At 67.1% G+C, this 16875-nt stretch carries 22 protein-coding genes; 13 read left to right on the top strand and 9 right to left on the bottom strand.

The genetic code is table 11. The features are described from left to right. Nucleotides 1-95: 95 nt before the first annotated feature. Nucleotides 96-728, bottom strand: coding sequence for a uracil phosphoribosyltransferase (gene upp, locus ASF06_RS02525; protein WP_055942898.1), 633 nt, complete (start codon nucleotides 726-728; stop codon nucleotides 96-98). 90 nt (nucleotides 729-818) lie between these two features. Between upp and tadA the strand changes: the two genes are divergently transcribed. Next, on the top strand, nucleotides 819-1250 hold the full coding sequence (gene tadA / locus ASF06_RS02520) for a tRNA adenosine(34) deaminase TadA (RefSeq protein WP_082500709.1): 432 nt from the start codon (nucleotides 819-821) through the stop codon (nucleotides 1248-1250). A 319-nt stretch (nucleotides 1251-1569) separates the two neighbouring features. Here the strand turns inward: tadA and ASF06_RS02515 are convergent, their stop codons facing one another. Next, complete coding sequence (locus ASF06_RS02515; RefSeq protein ID WP_055942893.1) at nucleotides 1570-2535, bottom strand: cation diffusion facilitator family transporter; 966 nt, start codon at nucleotides 2533-2535, stop codon at nucleotides 1570-1572. Between the two features lie 73 nt (nucleotides 2536-2608). On the opposite strand from ASF06_RS02515, the gene proC reads away from it, so the two are divergent. Next, complete coding sequence (gene proC, locus ASF06_RS02510; RefSeq protein ID WP_082500652.1) at nucleotides 2609-3457, top strand: pyrroline-5-carboxylate reductase; 849 nt, start codon at nucleotides 2609-2611, stop codon at nucleotides 3455-3457. 166 nt (nucleotides 3458-3623) lie between these two features. Beyond that, a complete protein-coding gene (locus tag ASF06_RS02505; protein WP_055942889.1) occupies nucleotides 3624-4355 on the top strand; it encodes an SGNH/GDSL hydrolase family protein in 732 nt (243 codons plus the stop codon). Nucleotides 4356-4433: 78 nt separating this feature from the next. Here the strand turns inward: ASF06_RS02505 and ASF06_RS02500 are convergent, their stop codons facing one another. Both ASF06_RS02500 and ASF06_RS02495 read right to left on the bottom strand, forming a co-directional pair. Next, nucleotides 4434-5102 carry a potassium channel family protein gene (locus ASF06_RS02500; RefSeq protein ID WP_055924706.1) on the bottom strand — a complete coding sequence of 223 codons (669 nt, stop codon included), beginning with the start codon at nucleotides 5100-5102 and terminating at the stop codon, nucleotides 4434-4436. After that, a complete protein-coding gene (locus tag ASF06_RS02495) occupies nucleotides 5095-6537 on the bottom strand; it encodes a TrkH family potassium uptake protein (RefSeq protein WP_055942886.1) in 1443 nt (480 codons plus the stop codon). The genes ASF06_RS02500 and ASF06_RS02495 overlap by 8 nt, the downstream gene beginning before the upstream one ends. A 142-nt stretch (nucleotides 6538-6679) precedes the next feature. Here ASF06_RS02495 and ASF06_RS02490 point away from each other — a divergent pair, with 142 nt between their 5' ends. Continuing rightward, nucleotides 6680-7204 carry an ArsR/SmtB family transcription factor gene (locus tag ASF06_RS02490; protein ID WP_055942880.1) on the top strand — a complete coding sequence of 175 codons (525 nt, stop codon included), beginning with the start codon at nucleotides 6680-6682 and terminating at the stop codon, nucleotides 7202-7204. A 111-nt stretch (nucleotides 7205-7315) separates the two neighbouring features. Further along, complete coding sequence (locus ASF06_RS02485; RefSeq protein WP_044442490.1) at nucleotides 7316-7513, top strand: helix-turn-helix domain-containing protein; 198 nt, start codon at nucleotides 7316-7318, stop codon at nucleotides 7511-7513. Between the two features lie 89 nt (nucleotides 7514-7602). Here ASF06_RS02485 and ASF06_RS02480 read toward each other — a convergent pair whose 3' ends face one another. Both ASF06_RS02480 and gabT read right to left on the bottom strand, forming a co-directional pair. Continuing rightward, entirely contained in the window at nucleotides 7603-8433 is an 831-nt protein-coding gene (locus ASF06_RS02480; RefSeq protein WP_157439044.1) for a type IV toxin-antitoxin system AbiEi family antitoxin domain-containing protein, read from the bottom strand. A gap of 176 nt (nucleotides 8434-8609) precedes the next feature. Continuing rightward, on the bottom strand, nucleotides 8610-9941 hold the full coding sequence (gabT, locus tag ASF06_RS02475) for a 4-aminobutyrate--2-oxoglutarate transaminase (protein WP_055924693.1): 1332 nt from the start codon (nucleotides 9939-9941) through the stop codon (nucleotides 8610-8612). Nucleotides 9942-10099: 158 nt separating this feature from the next. Between gabT and ASF06_RS19040 the strand changes: the two genes are divergently transcribed. Continuing rightward, nucleotides 10100-10198: a 30S ribosomal protein bS22 gene (locus ASF06_RS19040; protein ID WP_003792170.1), complete on the top strand. Its 99-nt coding sequence runs from the start codon at nucleotides 10100-10102 to the stop codon at nucleotides 10196-10198. Nucleotides 10199-10378: 180 nt separating this feature from the next. Here the strand turns inward: ASF06_RS19040 and ASF06_RS02470 are convergent, their stop codons facing one another. Further along, nucleotides 10379-11152, bottom strand: coding sequence for an HAD family hydrolase (locus tag ASF06_RS02470; RefSeq protein WP_055942875.1), 774 nt, complete (start codon nucleotides 11150-11152; stop codon nucleotides 10379-10381). Nucleotides 11153-11212: 60 nt separating this feature from the next. Here ASF06_RS02470 and ASF06_RS02465 point away from each other — a divergent pair, with 60 nt between their 5' ends. The 3 genes from ASF06_RS02465 to ASF06_RS02455 are packed head-to-tail and all read left to right on the top strand — an operon-like array spanning nucleotide 11213 to nucleotide 12436. Further along, nucleotides 11213-11494: a glutaredoxin family protein gene (locus ASF06_RS02465; RefSeq protein ID WP_055924688.1), complete on the top strand. Its 282-nt coding sequence runs from the start codon at nucleotides 11213-11215 to the stop codon at nucleotides 11492-11494. After that, the gene (locus tag ASF06_RS02460) at nucleotides 11491-11790 is read left to right on the top strand and encodes a Dabb family protein (protein ID WP_055924685.1); all 300 of its coding nucleotides are present in this window, start codon (nucleotides 11491-11493) and stop codon (nucleotides 11788-11790) included. The genes ASF06_RS02465 and ASF06_RS02460 overlap by 4 nt, the downstream gene beginning before the upstream one ends. 4 nt (nucleotides 11791-11794) lie before the next feature. Then, a complete protein-coding gene (locus ASF06_RS02455; protein WP_200920289.1) occupies nucleotides 11795-12436 on the top strand; it encodes a GNAT family N-acetyltransferase in 642 nt (213 codons plus the stop codon). On the opposite strand, the gene ASF06_RS02450 is transcribed toward ASF06_RS02455, so the two are convergent. Both ASF06_RS02450 and ASF06_RS20095 read right to left on the bottom strand, forming a co-directional pair. Continuing rightward, on the bottom strand, nucleotides 12387-12707 hold the full coding sequence (locus tag ASF06_RS02450) for a helix-turn-helix domain-containing protein (RefSeq protein WP_055924682.1): 321 nt from the start codon (nucleotides 12705-12707) through the stop codon (nucleotides 12387-12389). The two genes, ASF06_RS02455 and ASF06_RS02450, sit on opposite strands and share 50 nt — an antisense overlap. A gap of 102 nt (nucleotides 12708-12809) precedes the next feature. Continuing rightward, on the bottom strand, nucleotides 12810-12938 hold the full coding sequence (locus ASF06_RS20095) for a hypothetical protein (protein WP_255354396.1): 129 nt from the start codon (nucleotides 12936-12938) through the stop codon (nucleotides 12810-12812). Nucleotides 12939-13103: 165 nt separating this feature from the next. Between ASF06_RS20095 and ASF06_RS02445 the strand changes: the two genes are divergently transcribed. The 4 genes from ASF06_RS02445 to resB are packed head-to-tail and all read left to right on the top strand — an operon-like array spanning nucleotide 13104 to nucleotide 16867. After that, nucleotides 13104-13748, top strand: coding sequence for a histidine phosphatase family protein (locus tag ASF06_RS02445; protein ID WP_055942872.1), 645 nt, complete (start codon nucleotides 13104-13106; stop codon nucleotides 13746-13748). Then, nucleotides 13745-14356: a TlpA family protein disulfide reductase gene (locus tag ASF06_RS02440; RefSeq protein ID WP_055942870.1), complete on the top strand. Its 612-nt coding sequence runs from the start codon at nucleotides 13745-13747 to the stop codon at nucleotides 14354-14356. Before ASF06_RS02445 ends, ASF06_RS02440 begins: the two co-directional genes overlap by 4 nt. Nucleotides 14357-14361: 5 nt before the next feature. Continuing rightward, a complete protein-coding gene (locus ASF06_RS02435) occupies nucleotides 14362-15117 on the top strand; it encodes a cytochrome c biogenesis CcdA family protein (protein ID WP_055942867.1) in 756 nt (251 codons plus the stop codon). After that, complete coding sequence (gene resB / locus ASF06_RS02430; protein WP_055942863.1) at nucleotides 15101-16867, top strand: cytochrome c biogenesis protein ResB; 1767 nt, start codon at nucleotides 15101-15103, stop codon at nucleotides 16865-16867. The genes ASF06_RS02435 and resB overlap by 17 nt, the downstream gene beginning before the upstream one ends. Nucleotides 16868-16875: the final 8 nt, after the last annotated feature.

Here is a 16875-nt window from a genome sequence, read left to right as displayed (position 1 = left end):
CGCGTTGTCAGTCATGAACGAAAGCTAAGCGGATTATGACTCCGCATGTCAAGCATTTTTTTGACGCGGGGTGGATCAGATCGCCCCGCGCCCGATCAGACGAGGCCGTAGAGGCGGTCGCCCGCGTCTCCCAGGCCCGGAACGATGTAGCCCTTCTCGTTGAGGCGCTCGTCCATCGCTCCGAGCACGAGGTGCACCTCGCGGCCCTCGGTGGCCTTCTCGAGCGCGGCGACTCCCTCGGGCGCCCCGAGCAGGCAGATCGCGGTCACGTCGACGGCTCCGCGGGCGAAGAGGAACTCGATGGCCGCTCCGAGCGACCCTCCCGTGGCCAGCATCGGGTCGAGCACGAAGCACTGCCGGTCGCTCAGGTCGTCGGGCAGGCGCTCGGCGTAGGTGGTGGGCTCAAGCGTCTCCTCGTTGCGCACCATGCCGAGGAATCCGACCTCCGCGCTGGGGATGAGCTTGACCATGCCCTCGAGCATGCCGAGCCCCGCGCGGAGGATCGGAACGATGAGGGGCCGCGGCTCGGAGATCGCGAGGCCCTGGGTCTCGGCTACCGGCGTCTGGATCGTGACGACCTCGGTGCGCACCTCGCGGGTGGCCTCGTAGGCGAGCAGGGTGACGAGCTCTTCGGTGAGCGCCCGGAACGTGGGTGCCGGCGTCGACTTGTCTCGCAGCACGGTGAGCTTGTGCGTGATGAGCGGGTGGTCGGCAACGTGAACTCGCATAGGCTCAATCTACTGGAGCGGAAGGGGACTGGCGGCATGTCGGAACGACCGGGCCCCGCGCATCCATGGCCTGCCGCGTTCGGCGAGCGCATGCGCGAGCTGCTCGCAGACGCCCGGCTCGCCGAGGCGTCGGGCGACGTTCCCGTGTCGGCCCTGGTTCTGCATGCCTCGGGCCGGGTCATCGGGCGCGGCCGCAACGAGCGCGAGTTGCGGCACGACCCTACCGCGCACGCCGAGGTGCTTGCGCTGCGGGCGGCCGCCGAGCAGACGGGCGACTGGCGGCTCGAGGGGTGCACGCTCATCGTCACCCTCGAACCGTGCGTGATGTGCGCCGGGGCGATCCTGGCCGCGCGTGTGCCCACCGTGGTGTTCGGCGCGTGGGACGAGAAGGCCGGCGCGGTCGGCTCCGTCTACGACGTGCTGCGGGACCGCCGCCTCAACCACACGGTGGAGGTGTGGGCGGGCGTCGAGGCCGATGCCTGCGCGACGGCCCTCACAACCTTCTTCCGCGCGCCCCGCTAGCCGGTGGCCGCGTTCAACAGGACGACTCGTTCAACAGGACGAATTGAAGACACGCCGGCAATTCCTCCGCGACTTGCCGTGAGAGGTGCAAAACGCCCTGTAATACGAGGAACTCAGCTCTTCGTCGGATTCATGCCAGCCGCGATCTCGGGATAGAACTGCACCGTCATCGTCCAGTTCTCTCACCGCCGACGATGCCCCGGCATCCGTCGGCTCGCCCGATCGAAAGCCCACCTGCACAGGAGTAGCCGCGACGAAGGACCCGGCGTATCGAGATCACCGTGACGGATCTCGATACGGCCGCTGGCGGCCTACTCGATCAGCGCGGAGGCGTGGCGGGCGTGTCGGCCGAGTCTGCGACGGCTTCGTCCACACTCGGCACGTACACGTCGGGCTCCAGGTAGATGACGCGGGCGATCGGCACGGCCTCGCGGATGCGCGCCTCGACCGCGTTGATGGCGAGGGCGATGTCGGTGAGCGTCATCACGTCTGGCAACGTGATCTTGGCGCCGACGAGCATCTCGTCGGGCCCGAGGTACATCGTCTTCAGGTGCACGAGGTGCTCGACCTCGGGGCTCGACGTGATGGCGTTCTCGATCGCGGCCAGGTCTTCGTCGGTGGCGCCCTCGCCCACGAGCAGGCTCTTCGTCTCGATGCCGAGAATGATGGCGACGAGCACGAGCAGCGCGCCGATGAAGATCGTTCCGATGCCGTCCCAGATGCCGTTTCCGGTGAGCACGGTGAGGCCCACACCGGCGAACGCGAAGACGAGACCCAGCAGGGCGGCCGTGTCTTCGAGCAGCACGACCGGCAGCTCCGGCGCCTTCGCGCGGCGGATGAACTGCAGCCAGCTCTGCGAGCCGCGCGTGTGGTTCGACTCGCCGATGGCCGTGCGCAGCGAGAAGCCCTCGAGCCCGATGGCGATGGCCAGCACGAGCAGCGGAAGCCACCACACCTCGAGCGGATGCGGATCGTTGACCTTCTCTATTCCCTCGTAGAGGGCGAAGACTCCACCCACCGAGAACAGGATGATCGACACGACGAAGGCGTAGACGTAGCGCTCGCGGCCGTAGCCGAACGGATGCGCTCGGTCGGCCTGCTTGCGCGACTTGCGGCCGCCGAGCAGCAACAGCAGCTGGTTGCCGGAGTCGGCGGCGGAGTGCACGCTCTCGGCGAGCATCGACGACGACCCGGAGAAGAGGAACGCGATGAACTTGGTGAGGGCGATGCCGATGTTGGCCGCCAAAGCAGCCAGGATCGCCTTGCTGCCTCCGGATGTGCTCATGTGTGTGACCTCTGCGCGCTGTGTGTGGCCCGATGGCGGCTTCCCCGTCGAACCCCAATCCTAGGATGGACGGGTGACCGACACCTCTCCCGTCTCCCTGCCCGCCATCGCCATCCTCGGCGCCGGATCGATGGGCCGCGCCATCCTCTCCGGCCTGCTCGCGCCCACGGTCGAGGTCTCCGGCGGAATCCGCGTGACGAACCGATCGGCCGCTCGTGCCGCAGAATTCGACGACGTCGACGCGGTCACGGCCTGGGCGACCGACGACGAGCCCGAGGCCAACCGCCTGGCCGTGGCCGGGGCATCCATTGTTCTGGTGGCGGTGAAGCCGCCCATGGTGCCCGCGCTGCTCGACGAGATCGCGGATGCGCTCGAGCCGGGCGCGATCGTCGTGAGCGTGGCGGCCGGCGTGACCGTCGCCACGTTCGAGCAGCGCCTGCCCGAGAGCGTGGCCGTGCTGAGGTCGATGCCGAACACGCCCGCGATCGTGGGCAGCGCGGTCACCGGGTTGTCGGCGGGCACGCGCTCGACGTCGGAGCAGCTCGCCCTGGTCACCCGGGTGTTCGAGACGGTCGGCGAGGTCGTGGTCGTTCCCGAAGAGAAGCTGGATGCATTGAGCACGATCTCGGGGTCGGGTCCGGCGTACGTGTTCTTCCTCATCGAGCAGCTCACCGCGGTTGCCGTGCAGAAGGGGTTCACTCCGGAGGAGGCGGCCGTTCTCGTGAACGGAACCTTCCTGGGCGCTTCGCGGCTGCTCGCCGCGTCGGAGTCGACGCCGACGGAGCTGCGCCGGCAGGTGACGAGCCCGAACGGAACCACGGAGCGCGCCATCGCGGTGCTGCAGGACGGGGGAGTCGACGACCTCTTCACCCGGGCGACGGATGCGGCCCTCGCCCGCGCCAAGGAGCTCGCCGCCGGCTGACCCCCGTTCCCTGAGCCTGTCGAAGGGTCCTCCTCTCCTGTTCCCTGAGCCTGTCGAAGGGTCCTCCTCTCCCGTTCCCTGAGCCTGTCGAAGGGAACCCGACAAGACGCGACGTGCTTTCATCAACCCCTTCGACACGCTCAGGCAACGGGCGTAGCGTTTCAGCGTGAACCTTCTCTCCCTCTGGCCGATCAGTCTGATCGCCCGCCATCGCGAGGCCGAGGCCGCTCGCATCAACCTCACGATTCCGGTCAACTCGGCGTTCTGGAGGGCCCGCCAGAAGAAGGCCGGCGAGCTGCTCTACGTCGTGATCGGGGACTCCGCAGCCCAGGGCATCGGAGCGTCCAAGCCCAACCGCGGCTACGTGCAGATCGTGGCCGACCGCTTCGCGGCGGAGACGGGGCGCACCGTTCGCATCGTCAATCTCAGCGTTGCGGGCGCCCGCCTGCGCGAGGCGATCGCCATCCAGATGCCGAAGCTGGCCACGCTGCTGCGCGACGCCCAACCCGACCTGCTCACCGTGTCGATCGGCGCGAACGACATCAACAGCTTCGAGAAGGAGCGCTTCACGCGCGAGCTCGAAGAGGTCTACGCGCAGCTGCCGCCGTCGACCATCGTCGCCGACCTGCCCTGCTTCCATATTCCGCAGCGGGAGCGTCTGGTCGCGGTCGCGAATCGCATCGTGCGCGCCACCGCCGCCCGGCACGGCCTGACCGTCGCGCCGCTGTATGCGGTGACGAAGCGTCAGGGAATCGTGCGCGCCGTCTATCAGGCGGCCGGCGACCTCTTCCACCCCAACGACCGGGGCTACGTGGTCTGGGCGTCGGCCTTTCTGCCGGCGGTCTCGAGGCGGGCACAACAGGTTCGCGCGAGCTCGGAGTCACGCCCGGTGGCCTGAGCCGCCGTCTGTTGCCCGGCGCGACGAACGTTGCCGGACGACCGGCAACATCCGTCGCCCCGGGCAACAGGCCAGCTGCTACTCGAGGGCCGAGAACTTCTCGATGTCGCTCGAGGTGCCCGACACGATGATGATGTCGTGGTCGGTGACGACGGTCTTCTCGGTGGCGTAGGTGAACGGCTTGCCCGGGGACTTTACGCCGACGACGGTGATGTTGTGGCGGCTGCGAACGCCCGACTCGGTGAGGTTCTTTCCTCGGATCGGCTTGGGCGGGTACATCTTGACCAGGGCGAAGTCGTCGTCGAACTCGATGAAGTCGAGCATGCGGCCGGAGACGAGGTGGGCTACGCGTTCGCCGGCCTCGGCCTCGGGGTAGATCACGTGGTTGGCGCCGATGCGCTCGAGGATCTTTCCGTGCGACTTCGAGATGGCCTTGGCCCAGATCTGCGGAACCTTCAGGTCGACGAGGTTGGCGGTGATGAGCACGCTCGCCTCGATGGAGGAGCCCACGGCGACGACAGCGATCGAGAACTCGGCCGCACCGATCTGGCGCAGCGCATCGATGTTCTTGGCGTCGGCCTGCACCGTGTGGGTGATGCGCTCCGACCACTTCTGCACGAGCTGGTCGCTCATGTCGATGGCCAGGACCTCGCGGCCGAGGCGGTCGAGCTGCCCTGCCGTCGCGGCACCGAACCGTCCGAGGCCGATCACGAGTACGGGGGCGTCGTGCTTGATGCGATCAACCAACGATGGGCCTCTCTTCGGGTCGTCTGAACAGCTGCCGCCGCTGGCTCGCTGCCAGCGCGGCGGCGAGTGTCACTGTACCAACGCGGCCCATGAACATCGTGGCGGCCAGCACGTAGACGCCGGAATCGGGAAGGGACGCGGTGAGTCCGGTCGACAGACCGGATGTCGCGAAGGCCGATATGACGTCGAAGAGCACGAAGTCGAGGGGCGCCTTGGTGATCTGCAAGATGATGATCGACGCGACGGCCACCGTGGTCGCCCCCCACAGCACGACGCTCACGCCGAGTCGGAGCACGTCGCCGGGAATGCGTCGACCGAACGCCTCCATCGACTCGTTTCCGCGGGCCTCGGCGAAGGCGGCGAGGAACAGAACGGCCAGCGTCGTGACCTTGATGCCACCGGCCGTCGACGCCGAGCCGCCCCCGATGAACATGAGCATGTCGGTGACCAGCAGGCTCGAGCCGTTGAGCTCGTCTATGGGAACGGTGGAGAAGCCGCCCGAGCGAGTCATGACGGAGAGGAAGAGCGACTGGAAGATCGTGTCGCCGGCGTTGAGGTCGCCGTACGTCTTGGGATTGTCGAACTCGAGAATGATGTAGAGCACTGCCCCGGCGACGATGAGGATCAGCGATGTCAGGAGCGTGAGCTTGACGTGCAGCGACCAGCGCAGCGGCTTCTTGATGTTGCGCGACAGTACGTAGATCACGGGGAATCCGATGCTGCCCATGACCACGCCGAGCATGAGGATGCTGAGGAACCAGTAGTCGTTCTCGAACGGCGTGAGTCCCTCGGCGTTGGGGGAGAACCCGGTGTTCGTGAAGGCCATTGCCGAGTAGTAGAAGCTGTCGGTGATGGCCGGCGCGAGCGCGACGCCGTCGACGATCATGCGGGGGATGAGGAGCAGGGCGATCACGAGCTGGATCACGAGGGAGCTCACCGCGACGGTGGCCAGCAGCCCGCCGATCTCGCCCAGCCGCACGGCCTGGCCCTCCGACACGGCGCCGTGGCGCATCCGCATGGGGTTGGTGTCGCCCGCCGCCATGAGGCGGCTCTTGAGACCGAGCTTGCGCGACACGGCGAGGCCCAGGATGGAGGCGAGGGTGAGCACGCCCAGGGCGCCGATCTGCACGCCGATGTAGATGAAGATGTGGCCGACGACAGACCAGTGCGTGGCCATGTCGACGGTAGAGAGCCCGGTGACGCAGATCACCGAGACGGCGGTGAAGAGCGCGTCGGCGAGAGGGGTGACCGCGCCCTTCGCCTGCGAGATCGGAAGCGAGAAGAGCACCGTGAAGATGAGGATCATCGCCGTGAAGATGAGGATCGCGAACCTCGAGGGGGACTGCTCGGAGAACTCGTCGATCATGTCGCGCAGGCGGCCGATCGGCGTGCGGCTGGCGTAGACGGAGCGTCGCGTGGGTGCGGGTATGCGCATCGTGCGTCCTTCGTCGACATGGCCGACAGGTGCTCGGTCGGCCGAATGAATTCCCGCCATGGTACTCCGGAGAGGAACCCGGTCGGCGCGCCAAGCCTTGTGGCTGGGGAGCAATCGGGCGTCTACTGACTAGCCTTGTGCCATGGCCGACATCTTCTCCGTGATCGCTGACCCCACGAGGCGCCACCTGCTCGAGTTGCTGCTCGAGCGCTATGCGGCCGCCGATGCCGTCGAGGCGACTCCCCACGCGGGCGAGTCGAGCGTGTCGGAACTCGTGCACGCGCTCGACCTCAGCCAGCCCACGGTGTCGAAGCACCTCAAGGTGCTGCGCGACGCGGGCCTCGTCGCCGTTCGCGAGGAGGGCCAGCACCGCTACTACAAGCTCGACGCGTCGCCGCTCGAAGACGTGGAGGACTGGGTGATCCCGTTCCTCTCGGCCGACTTCGACGGCTCGGTCAAAGACGACGACGCCGAGTGGGCCGACACCGCCACAGGCGCCGCCTCCGACGCCGCCTCCGGCGCACAGGCTCCGGATGCCGCGGGTGCGGCCTCGGAGTTCGCCCGCAACGTCGGGCGCACGGTCGCGACGTCGAGCCACCAGGCGCGCAGCGTGGTCGAAGACCTGCAGGCCAACGCGAGCAAGCTGGTGTCGCGGCTGCGAAAGTAGGGCCTCGTACCCGGTTGCCCCGCATCCGGTGCACCCCCTAGAGTTACGAATCATCACGGAGTCTCGTTCGTCACTCCTGTGACTCGCGGATACTCGGCACTAGGGGGAAGCATGGCCGGTTCAGACCTGCCCGATGTGCGCTTCCTTACGGTCGCCGAAGTCGCCGACATGATGCGCGTCTCGAAGATGACCGTCTACCGCATGGTGCACTCGGGCGAGATGCCGGCAATCCGCTTCGGCCGCAGCTTCCGCGTGCCCGAGACCGCGGTCGCCGAGGCCCTCACGCAGCACGCGGCAGACACGGCGTAGCCGCCCGCCCGTTTGCGCCAGGTCCGCGCCCGATAGGCGCATCCGCCGCCGGACGATCGGAAGCGAACGCACCTATGGGGCGCGGATGTTCAGCGTCGCCACCGGCGATTCGGGTCGACGACGGGCAGGCCGTCGCGCATGAGCCGGGCTCGCATCTTCGGGACGCTGATGCACACCGCCCAGTCCCAGCGCGTGACCTTCTTGGGAAGTGCTTTGAACCTGTCTTCGCGGATCTTCTCCTCGTAGATCACGTCGCCTGGCTCACGGCCGTGGAGGAATTCGGGTTTGAAGTACTTGAACCTGCCATCGACTTCGCCCAGATGGTCATAGCCCTCGAAGTCGTAGTCGGGTTCACCGATGAATCCGTCTACGTCGTAGAAGGGAGTCTGAAGCCGAGGCTCAGGGAAGCCTGCGAGATACATGTTCACCCGTCCCGCCGACTCGGCGGGGGCGTAGTCCGCGCCCGCGACTCCCGACATGGCCGAGCTCACGGTGGCCAGGTCGACGATTGTTCGCGCGAACGACGTCACGAGGAGACCGTCGATCTCGACGACGTCGACCGAAGCCATCTCGGTAACATGGGCGACGATTCCGTTCTTCGACCGTCCACCGGAAGTGCGATCGATCACTCGGTGCACGTCGCTTGGCCACCGGCCGATGATCGGGATTCCCCACAGCGCGGCTGCAGACCAGTGCGACAGCACCGGCCGCTCGCGGCGAGTCTCCGCGGCAGCGCGTATGCGCAGGAGGTAGCGGTCGAGATCCTCGAGGTTCGTCCACTCGGCGGCTGATGCGTAGACACCTCGCCGAAGTCTGACCGCGCGGCCGGATGTGTGCGCACGAGCAAGGGCGTGGCGATCGCCTCCGAGTCGCTCGAACTCACGGGCGATAACGAGGCGGGTCGTGTTGCTCCGGGTCATGCATGCCAGCCTGCGACGCTGAAGCCGCACCATGGCATCCGGAGCAGGATATGTGGACAACCGCGGAACGGACCGCGTGCGGAGGAGAGGAAACGACGTGTGTCCGCGCCTTCTGGGCGCGTCCGCTGCCAGACGTCCGGGCGCGGATCGACCGAACAGGCGCGGATGCGGCAGGGCTAGAGCAGGGCCAGGGCCTCTTCGAGGACCGTCGCCGCGTCGTCGATGAGCTCGTCGCTGATGACCACACTCGGCATGATGCGCAGCACCGAGTCCCAGCTGCCCGCATCCAGCACGATCACGCCGTGCGTGGTGGCGTACTTCAGGATGGCGGTGAGCGCCTCGGGGTTGGGCTCTCGGGTGCCCGGCTTCACGAGCTCGACGCCGAACATGGCTCCCTTGCCGCGAACTTCGCCGACCACGTCGAACTTCTCGGCCCAGTCGCCGATGCGCGCCCTGAGCGACGCCTCGACCCGCTGCGCCTCGGCCAGCAGGCCCTCGCGCTCGATGATGTCGAACACTTCGAGGGCGGCCGCGGTCGAGACCGGGTTGCCGCCGAACGTACCGCCGATGCCGCCGGGCTGCACGGCATCCATGATCTCTGCGCGACCCGTGACCGCGGCGAGAGGGAACCCGCCCGCGATGCCCTTGGCCGTGGTGATGAGGTCGGGGATCACGCCGTCGTGGTGCTCGATCGAGTACCAGGTTCCGGTGCGGGCGATGCCGGCCTGGATCTCGTCGGCGACGAAGACGATGCCGTTCTCGCGGCAGAACTCGGCGATGCGGGCGAAGTACCCGGGTGCCGGAATGACCACGCCGCCGTCGCCCTGGATCGGCTCCACGAAGAACGCGGCGATCTCGGACGCGCCGATGTGGGTCGTGATGTAGTCGATGGTCTTCTCAGCGGCCTCAGGTCCGGAGAGCCCGTCGCGGAACGGGTAGCTCGTGGGAACGCTGTAGACCTCGCCGGGGAACGGCCCCATGCCGGCGCGCTCGGGCCAGGGGCGGTAGGTCATGGCCATCGTGAGGTTGGTGCGGCCGTGGAACGCGTGGTCGAGGCTCACGATCGCGCGCCGACCGGTGAACTTGCGGGCGATCTTCACCGCATTCTCCACAGCCTCGGCGCCCGAGTTCACGAGGATCGAGTGCTTCTCGAAGTCGCCAGGAGTGATCTCCGCCAGCTTCTCGGCCACCCGCACGTAGTTCTCGTAGGGGGTGACGGTGAAAAGGGTGTGGGTCAGCTTGCCGGCCTGCGCGGCGGCGGCTGCGGCGACATCCGGATGCGCGTGGCCGATCGTGGTGACACCGATTCCGCACCCGAGATCGATCAGCTGGTTGCCGTCGACGTCGACGAGGATCGCTCCGGCGCCGCGGTCCATGTAGATGTTCGCGAGGGTGCCGGCGCCGCGCGAGACGGAGCGCTCCCGCCGCTGCTGCAGGGCGACCGAATTGGGGCCGGGCAGTTCTGTGACGAGCGAGCGCTGCTGGGGGATGTCGAAGTCGCGAACCATGCTGCCAGCCTAGGCGGCTGATCCCTTCGACAGGCTCAGGGAACGGGAGCGGTTCTGGGCGCATTAGTCGTTCGGCGTTCGTCCTTGTAGACTGCTCCGAGGCAAAAATTCTCTTCCGCTGCGACCTGCGCAGCGAAGCCCAAAATCGTGAGGTCCCTGTGGGTTCAGTAATCAAGAAGCGTCGCAAGCGTATGGCGAAGAAGAAGCACCGCAAGCTGCTTCGCAAGACACGTCACCAGCGCCGCAACAAGAAGTAGCACGTCGCGCAGCGCCGAGCGCTGCCGATGGAGCCGAAGCGCCAGGCCTGAGGTCTGGCGCTTTTGCTGTGCCCGGATGCGCCCTTCGACAGGCTCAGGGAACGGCCGTATGCGCGCCCGTTCGGCGCATCCGCTGATGGACGACCGGGCGCGCATGCGCCGGACGGGCGCGGATGCCGGTCAGCGGGCTCGGCGGGCCTCTCGGCGAACGCGCTTGCGTGCCTCTTTGATGCTCGACGGGTTCAGGCGCATGACCGGCCAGTCGTGCTTCACCGCGTGCGCGTTCAGCGCGTGGTCGGGGTTCACCACGACCGGATTGCCCACGAACGTGAGCAGCGGGATGTCGTTGCTCGAGTCGGAGTAGGCCCAGCACTCGGCAGGATCGACGCCCATGCCGGTGGCGAGGGCGATGGATGCGTCTGCCTTGTCTTGCGCATGCATGACGGGCCCCTCGAGAACACCCGTGTAGACGCCGTCTTTCGACTCGAAGCGCGTTCCGAGTGCGCCGGTGAGGCCCAGGCGGTGGGCGAACACGTCGGCGACCTCGCTGGCGGTGGCCGACACGATCCAGACCTGGTGACCCATAGCGAGGTGCTCTTTGGTGAGCGCAACCGTCTCGGGCCAGAGTCGCTGGCTGATGCGCCGATCGAAGATGTCCTCGCTCAGCGAGCGGATCTCCGCTTGGGTCTTGCCCGCGATCAGAAGCAGGGCCTTCTCTTTGATGTCGCTGAGGTGGCCCATGTTCTCGCCCACCTTGATGAAGTGGCGCTGCTGCCAGAAGAACCGCCAGATGTCGCGGGGCGAGAGCATGCCCCGGCGCCATGCGCCGATGGCCACATGCCAGATGCTCGCACCGCGCAGAAGCGTGTTGTCGACATCGAAGAAGGCGATGACAGGTCGTCCTCCTGCGGGCGACGCGGGGTCGCCGTGGGAGGGGAGCTCGGTATTCGCCATGGGTTCTCTCATGGTACCCATCCCGGGTGCCGGGCGGCGCCCGGGGTCTAGGGTGAATGGGTGCCCGCCATCCACGTAACCCTGCTCTCGAAGCCGGGCTGTCACCTCTGCGACGACGCCCGCGAGGTGGTCGGAGACGTCCTGGCGACGTTCCCGCCCCGCGAGGGTTCTGCCGTGGTCGTGTTCGACGAGAAGTCGATCCTCGACGACCCCGAGCTCTTCGACGAGTACGTCGAGGAGATCCCCGTGGTGCTCGTCAACGGTCGGGTGCACACGATCTGGCGCGTCGATCCCGAACGCCTGCGCACCGCACTCACCACCGAACTCGAGGAGTCCGCATGATCCGTCACGTCGTCGCATGGAAGCTCGCCGCAGAAGACGAGGAAGGTCGGGTGGCCGCTGCCGCCGCGATTCAGGCCGCGCTCGCCCCTCTGCCGGCCATCATCCCCGAGATCAAGACGTTCTCGATCGGCCCGAACGTCGCCTACGCGGACAAGAACTGGGACATCTGCCTGGTCGCCGACTACGACGACCTCGAGGGCCTCGAGACCTACCAGGTGCACCCCGAGCACCTGAAGGCCGTCGACATCGTCAAGCCGCTCGTGTCGGCGCGGGCGAGCGTCGACTTCGAACTCTGAGCCGGTGGCGGCGCTCCAGCGCATCGAGACGCCGAGACTGATCCTGCGTCGGTGGCTGCGCTCCGACCGTGAGCCGTTCGCGGCGATGAACGCCGACCCCGAGGTCATGCGCTACTTTCCCGCGGCGCTCGACAGGTCGACGAGCGACGGTCTCGCCGACCGACTGGATGCCGGGTTCGACCTGCACGGACACGGGCGCTGGGCGCTCGAGCGCCGAGACACAGGGGAGTTCATCGGCTTCACGGGGCTGGGCCCGATGCCGCCGGATGTGCCGGGCTCCGGAGGCATGGAGATCGGCTGGCGGGTCGCCCGTGCGCACTGGCGGCAGGGATTCGCGATCGAGGCGGCGACGGCGGCGCTCGACGCCGCATTCGCGCCGGATGCTGCCTCTGCATCGGATCCCGATGCCGCCCCGGCAGCGCTTCAAGAGGTGAACTCCATCACCGCGGTGATCAACGAGCCGTCTCGGGCCGTGATGCGCCGTCTCGGGATGCGCCACATCGACGACTTCGCGCATCCGGTCGTGCCCGACGGTTCGCCCATCAGGGCGCACGTGCGTTACGTACTCACTCGAGACGAGTGGATGCGGTGGCGCGTCAGGACGCCTCGGAGCGACGTGCCGCCTCGCGTTCGCGCTCGCGGATGAAGTCGGCGGCGGTCAGGCCGTGCACCCGCTTCTCGTACATCGACGAGTTCAGGCCCTCGACGAAGACTCCGGGGTCGGCGTTGAGGGCCGTCGCCAGGCGCACGAGTGTCTCGACGTTCGGATGGACCTGACCGCGTTCGATCTTGCCGACGCTGGTCCAGTGCATCTCGGAGAGCGACGCGAGGTCTTCGAGCGTGAGGCCCAGCTTGAGCCGCTGCTGGCGCACTCGCTCGCCGAGAATGGCGGCGGCATCCGAGTGCGTTTTGGTCACGCGTCATGATGTCGCGCATAAGAGAAGCGAGACCAGAGGGTCGCAGCCCTATGCTTTTGTGCCACAATCGCGGCGGTGGGCGCCGTGAAGGCGCCCGGTCGATCAGCGTGCGGCGTACTCGCGGGTGGGCTGGCGACGGTAGCCGTCGGTGGCGACGGCGCGAATGGTCGCGGTGATGCCGGCGACGGAGATGACGGCGAAGATGGACGATACGACGATGGCGATAAGCATGAGTTGTGAACCTTTCTTGTAAGTAAGTCTCATCTTCTTAACGCAGAAGCACAACTAACTATTTCTTCCATTCACGTGTATTTCTGCTACTTCTTTGGAGCCGGTCGAAGCCCCCGAATCGGCTATCAGCCTTTTCCCCGATCAGCCCTACGTAAACTGGACTCCGTGGTAGCCAGCCAAATCCATCTCGTGCGTCACGGCGAGGTATTCAACCCCCGACGCGTACTCTACGGTCGACTCCCCGGATTCGGGCTCTCCGACCTCGGGCACGAGATGGCGCGCTCCGCCGCAGCCGATCTGGTCGAACGCCGCCGCACCATCAGCGCGCTCTTCGCGTCGCCGCTGCAGCGCACCCAGGAGTCGGCGCAGCCCATCTCCCAAGCCTTCGAACTGCCGATCATCACCGATCCGCGGATCATCGAGCCCACGAACCGCTTCGAGGGTCTGAACATGCGAGGCCGCAGCTCCGCCCTGAAGAATCCCCGCACGTGGCCGTGGCTGCGCAATCCCACGATTCCCAGCTGGGGCGAGCCATACGCATCCATCAGAACCCGCATGCTCACGGCCATGAGCGACGCCTACAACTCGGTCGAGTCGGGCGACGTCGTTCTCGTGAGCCACCAGCTGCCCATCTGGACGACGCACCTCGCCATCGCGGGCAAGCCCCTCTTCCACGACCCGCGTCGTCGCCGCTGCGAGCTGTCGAGCATCACCAGCTTCGAGCGCCTCGGCAACCGCTGGGTCGAGACCGGCTACGCCGACCCCGCCGCCGACCTGGCCGAGAACGCCACCGACGTGGGTGCCGTATGAAGGGCATCCGGATGCGTCGGGCGACCCGCGCGGGCCTGGCCGGTCTCGTCGTGGCCGGCACGATGCTGCTCGCGGGGTGCGCGAACGACCCCCTCGCCGATCAGTACCTCTCGGGCGACAGCAAGAACTACATCGCGGGCGACGGCACCGTCACCGAGATCGAACCCGAATCGCGGCAGCAGGCGGTCGACTTCGCAGGCACGACCGCCGAGGGCACAAGCGTGAGCCAGGCCGACTACGCCGGCGAGGTCGTGGTGCTCAACTTCTGGTACGCCAGCTGCGCGCCCTGCCGCGTCGAGGCCCCCGAGCTGGCCAAGCTCAGCGAGAAGTACGACGGCGAGGGAGCCAGCTTCCTCGGCGTGAACGTGCGTGACCAGGCGCCCCAGGCCATCAGCTTCGAAGAGAACTACGGCATCGACTACCCCTCGGTCATCGACACCGACGGGGCTATGCAGCTCGCCTTCAGCGGAGACGTGTCTCCCAACGCGGTGCCCACCACGCTCGTGATCGACAAGCAGGGCAGGGTTGCCGCACGCATCCTGGGCCAGGTCAGCGAGCCGTCGATCCTCGACACGCTGATCCGCGACACCATCGCCGAGTCGAGCTAGCACCGGTGAACAATCCTTTCGCGGAGGCGGTGCTCTCCGGGCAGTTGCTGCTCGCCCTGCCCATCGCACTGCTCGCCGGGCTCGTCTCGTTCGCGTCGCCCTGCGTGCTGCCGCTCGTTCCCGGCTATCTCGGCTACATCGGCGGCTTCGCCTCCGCTCCGGATGCGACGGGTCGCGCACGCGGCCGGGGCCGACTCTTGCTCGGCGTGGCCCTCTTCGTGCTCGGATTCTCGCTGGTGTTCGTCGCCTACGGAGCGGCGTTCGGCGCCGTCGGCGCCTGGCTGACCACGTGGCAGGACCTGATCACGCGCATCCTCGGGGTGGTGGTCATCGCCCTGGGACTGGTCTTCATCGGCCAGTTCACTTTTATGCAGCGCACGATCAAACCGTCGTGGGCCCCGGCCACCGGCCTCGCGGGTGCGCCCCTGCTCGGCATCGTCTTCGGTCTCGGCTGGACTCCCTGCATCGGCCCGACGCTCTCAGCTATCGCGGCTCTCAGCCTCAACGGAGCATCGCCGTGGCGGGGAGCGCTGCTCGGGCTCGTCTACTGCATCGGGCTCGGCATCCCCTTCTTCCTCGTCGCCCTCGGCTTCAACTGGGTCACCGGATCGGTCGCATTCCTCAAGCGGCATATTCGCGCGGTCAACATCATCGGGGGCGCGCTGCTCATCGCCGTCGGACTGCTCATGGTCTCGGGGATCTGGACCATCGTCATGAATAACCTGCAGGGGGTGATGTTCTCCTTTGTCACGCCCGTCTGATCATTACGATTCCCCGAGCCCGGCGCCCGAGTCCGCACGCGAGGCCGGCTCGGCATCCATCACCCAGCCGAAGCTGGGCGTCGTCGGATGGCTGCGCTGGTTCTGGCGGCAGCTGTCGAGCATGCGCACCGCGCTGTTCCTGCTGCTCCTGCTCGCGCTCGCCGCGGTTCCCGGCTCGCTCGTTCCCCAGCGTTCGAGCGACCCGAACGGGGTGACCCAGTACTTCGTCGACAACCCCACGCTCGCTCCGATCCTCGACAGCGTGCAGATGTTCGGCGTGTACAGCTCGGTGTGGTTCTCGAGCATCTACCTGCTGCTGTTCATCTCGCTCGTGGGCTGTGTCATTCCGCGCACCAAGCACCACTTCGACGCGCTGCGCTCGGCTCCGCCCAAGACGCCCGCGAGGCTGAACAGGCTCGGCGGCTTCATCACGCGCGAGTATTCGTTCGCTGAGCCTGTCGAAGCGGGCCCTTCGACAAGCTCAGGGAACGACGTGACCGGGGAACGCCCTTCGACAGGCTCAGGGAACGGCGGGAACGGGGGAAGCGCCGCGATTCTCGAATCGGCGCGCGTGATCCTCAAGAAGGCCGGCTACCGGGTGCGCACGTACCAGGATGCGCGCTCCACGTCGGTCTCGGCCGAGCGCGGCTATGCGCGGGAGACCGGCAACCTCGTTTTCCATACGGCGCTCGTCGGCATCCTCATCACCGTCGGCATCGGCGGCGGCTTCGGTTACGCCGGGCAGCGCGTGGTGGTCGAAGGACAGACCTTCGTGAACACCCTCCTGGCCTTCGACTCGTTCAACCCCGGACGCTTCTTCTCCGACGACACGCTGACCCCGTTCACCCTCAGGCTCGACGAGTTCGACGCGACCTACGAGACCCAGAACCTCGACGCGTTCGGGCAGCCCACCGACTACACGGCGCACGTCACGACCACAGAAGACGGCGACGAGTCCGATGGCGAGGTCAAGGTCAACAGCCCGCTCAAGATCGGCGGTTCCGACGTCTACCTGCTCGGGAACGGCTACGCGCCCACCCTCACGGTGAAGAACGCCGAGGGCACGGTCGTGTTCACCGACTCGGTTCCCTTCCTGCCGCAGGACGCGAATCTCACCTCGCTCGGAGTGGTGAAGATCACCGACGGCCTGCCCGAACAGGTGGGCATGATCGGCTTCTTCTATCCCACCCAGGACGTATCGTCGACGGGTGCCTACTTCTCGTCGTTCCCCGAGGCCGAATATCCGGTCGTCACCCTCAACGTCTACACGGGTGACCTGGGGCTGAACGAGGGCGTGCCGACATCGGTCTATTCGCTGGCGACCGACAAGATGACACAGCTCACCGGAGGCAAGACCGGAGTAGACTCCATCGAGCTCAAGCCGGGCGAGACCGCACAGCTGCCGAACGGCATGGGATCGGTGACGCTCGACGGCATCAAGCGGTTCGCCTCGTTCGACATCCACCGCGACCCCACCCAGCTGTGGGTTCTCGTCTTCGCGATCCTCGTGCTCGGCGGTCTGCTCACCTCGCTCTTCATCCCGCGCCGACGCGTGTGGGTGAAGCTCATCGAGAACGCCGACGGCACGGGTGTGACCCTCGAGTACGCGGGGCTGGCCCGAGGCGACGATCCGCGCCTCGACGACGCGGTCGCCGAACTGGCCGACAAGCACATCGCGAGCCTGCCCTCGGCCCGGGCCGCGACCACTTCACCCGAAATCACCGGCGCGAAGACGCCGGACGACGCTTAGGATTGCCT

Source organism: Agreia sp. Leaf244, assembly GCF_001422695.1.
Lineage (GTDB): Bacteria > Actinomycetota > Actinomycetes > Actinomycetales > Microbacteriaceae > Agreia.
The sequence above is the reverse complement of the archived record's forward strand: the minus strand, read 5'-3'. Positions and strand labels throughout refer to the sequence as shown.

Bases quoted from the DNA above. Each gene is read 5' to 3' on its own strand.
- ASF06_RS02485 (WP_044442490.1), top strand. From the start codon at position 7,316: ATGGCCGGTTCAGACCTGCCCGATGTGCGCTTCCTTACGGTCGCCGAA.
- tadA (WP_082500709.1), top strand. From the start codon at position 819: ATGCGCGAGCTGCTCGCAGACGCCCGGCTCGCCGAGGCGTCGGGCGAC.
- ASF06_RS02515 (WP_055942893.1), bottom strand. From the start codon at position 2,535: ATGAGCACATCCGGAGGCAGCAAGGCGATCCTGGCTGCTTTGGCGGCC.
- ASF06_RS02470 (WP_055942875.1), bottom strand. From the start codon at position 11,152: ATGGCGAATACCGAGCTCCCCTCCCACGGCGACCCCGCGTCGCCCGCA.
- ASF06_RS02440 (WP_055942870.1), top strand. From the start codon at position 13,745: ATGAAGGGCATCCGGATGCGTCGGGCGACCCGCGCGGGCCTGGCCGGT.
- ASF06_RS02490 (WP_055942880.1), top strand. From the start codon at position 6,680: ATGGCCGACATCTTCTCCGTGATCGCTGACCCCACGAGGCGCCACCTG.
- gabT (WP_055924693.1), bottom strand. From the start codon at position 9,941: ATGGTTCGCGACTTCGACATCCCCCAGCAGCGCTCGCTCGTCACAGAA.
- ASF06_RS02480 (WP_157439044.1), bottom strand. From the start codon at position 8,433: ATGACCCGGAGCAACACGACCCGCCTCGTTATCGCCCGTGAGTTCGAG.
- ASF06_RS02495 (WP_055942886.1), bottom strand. From the start codon at position 6,537: ATGCGCATACCCGCACCCACGCGACGCTCCGTCTACGCCAGCCGCACG.
- upp (WP_055942898.1), bottom strand. From the start codon at position 728: ATGCGAGTTCACGTTGCCGACCACCCGCTCATCACGCACAAGCTCACC.
- ASF06_RS02460 (WP_055924685.1), top strand. From the start codon at position 11,491: ATGATCCGTCACGTCGTCGCATGGAAGCTCGCCGCAGAAGACGAGGAA.
- ASF06_RS20095 (WP_255354396.1), bottom strand. From the start codon at position 12,938: ATGCTTATCGCCATCGTCGTATCGTCCATCTTCGCCGTCATCTCCGTC.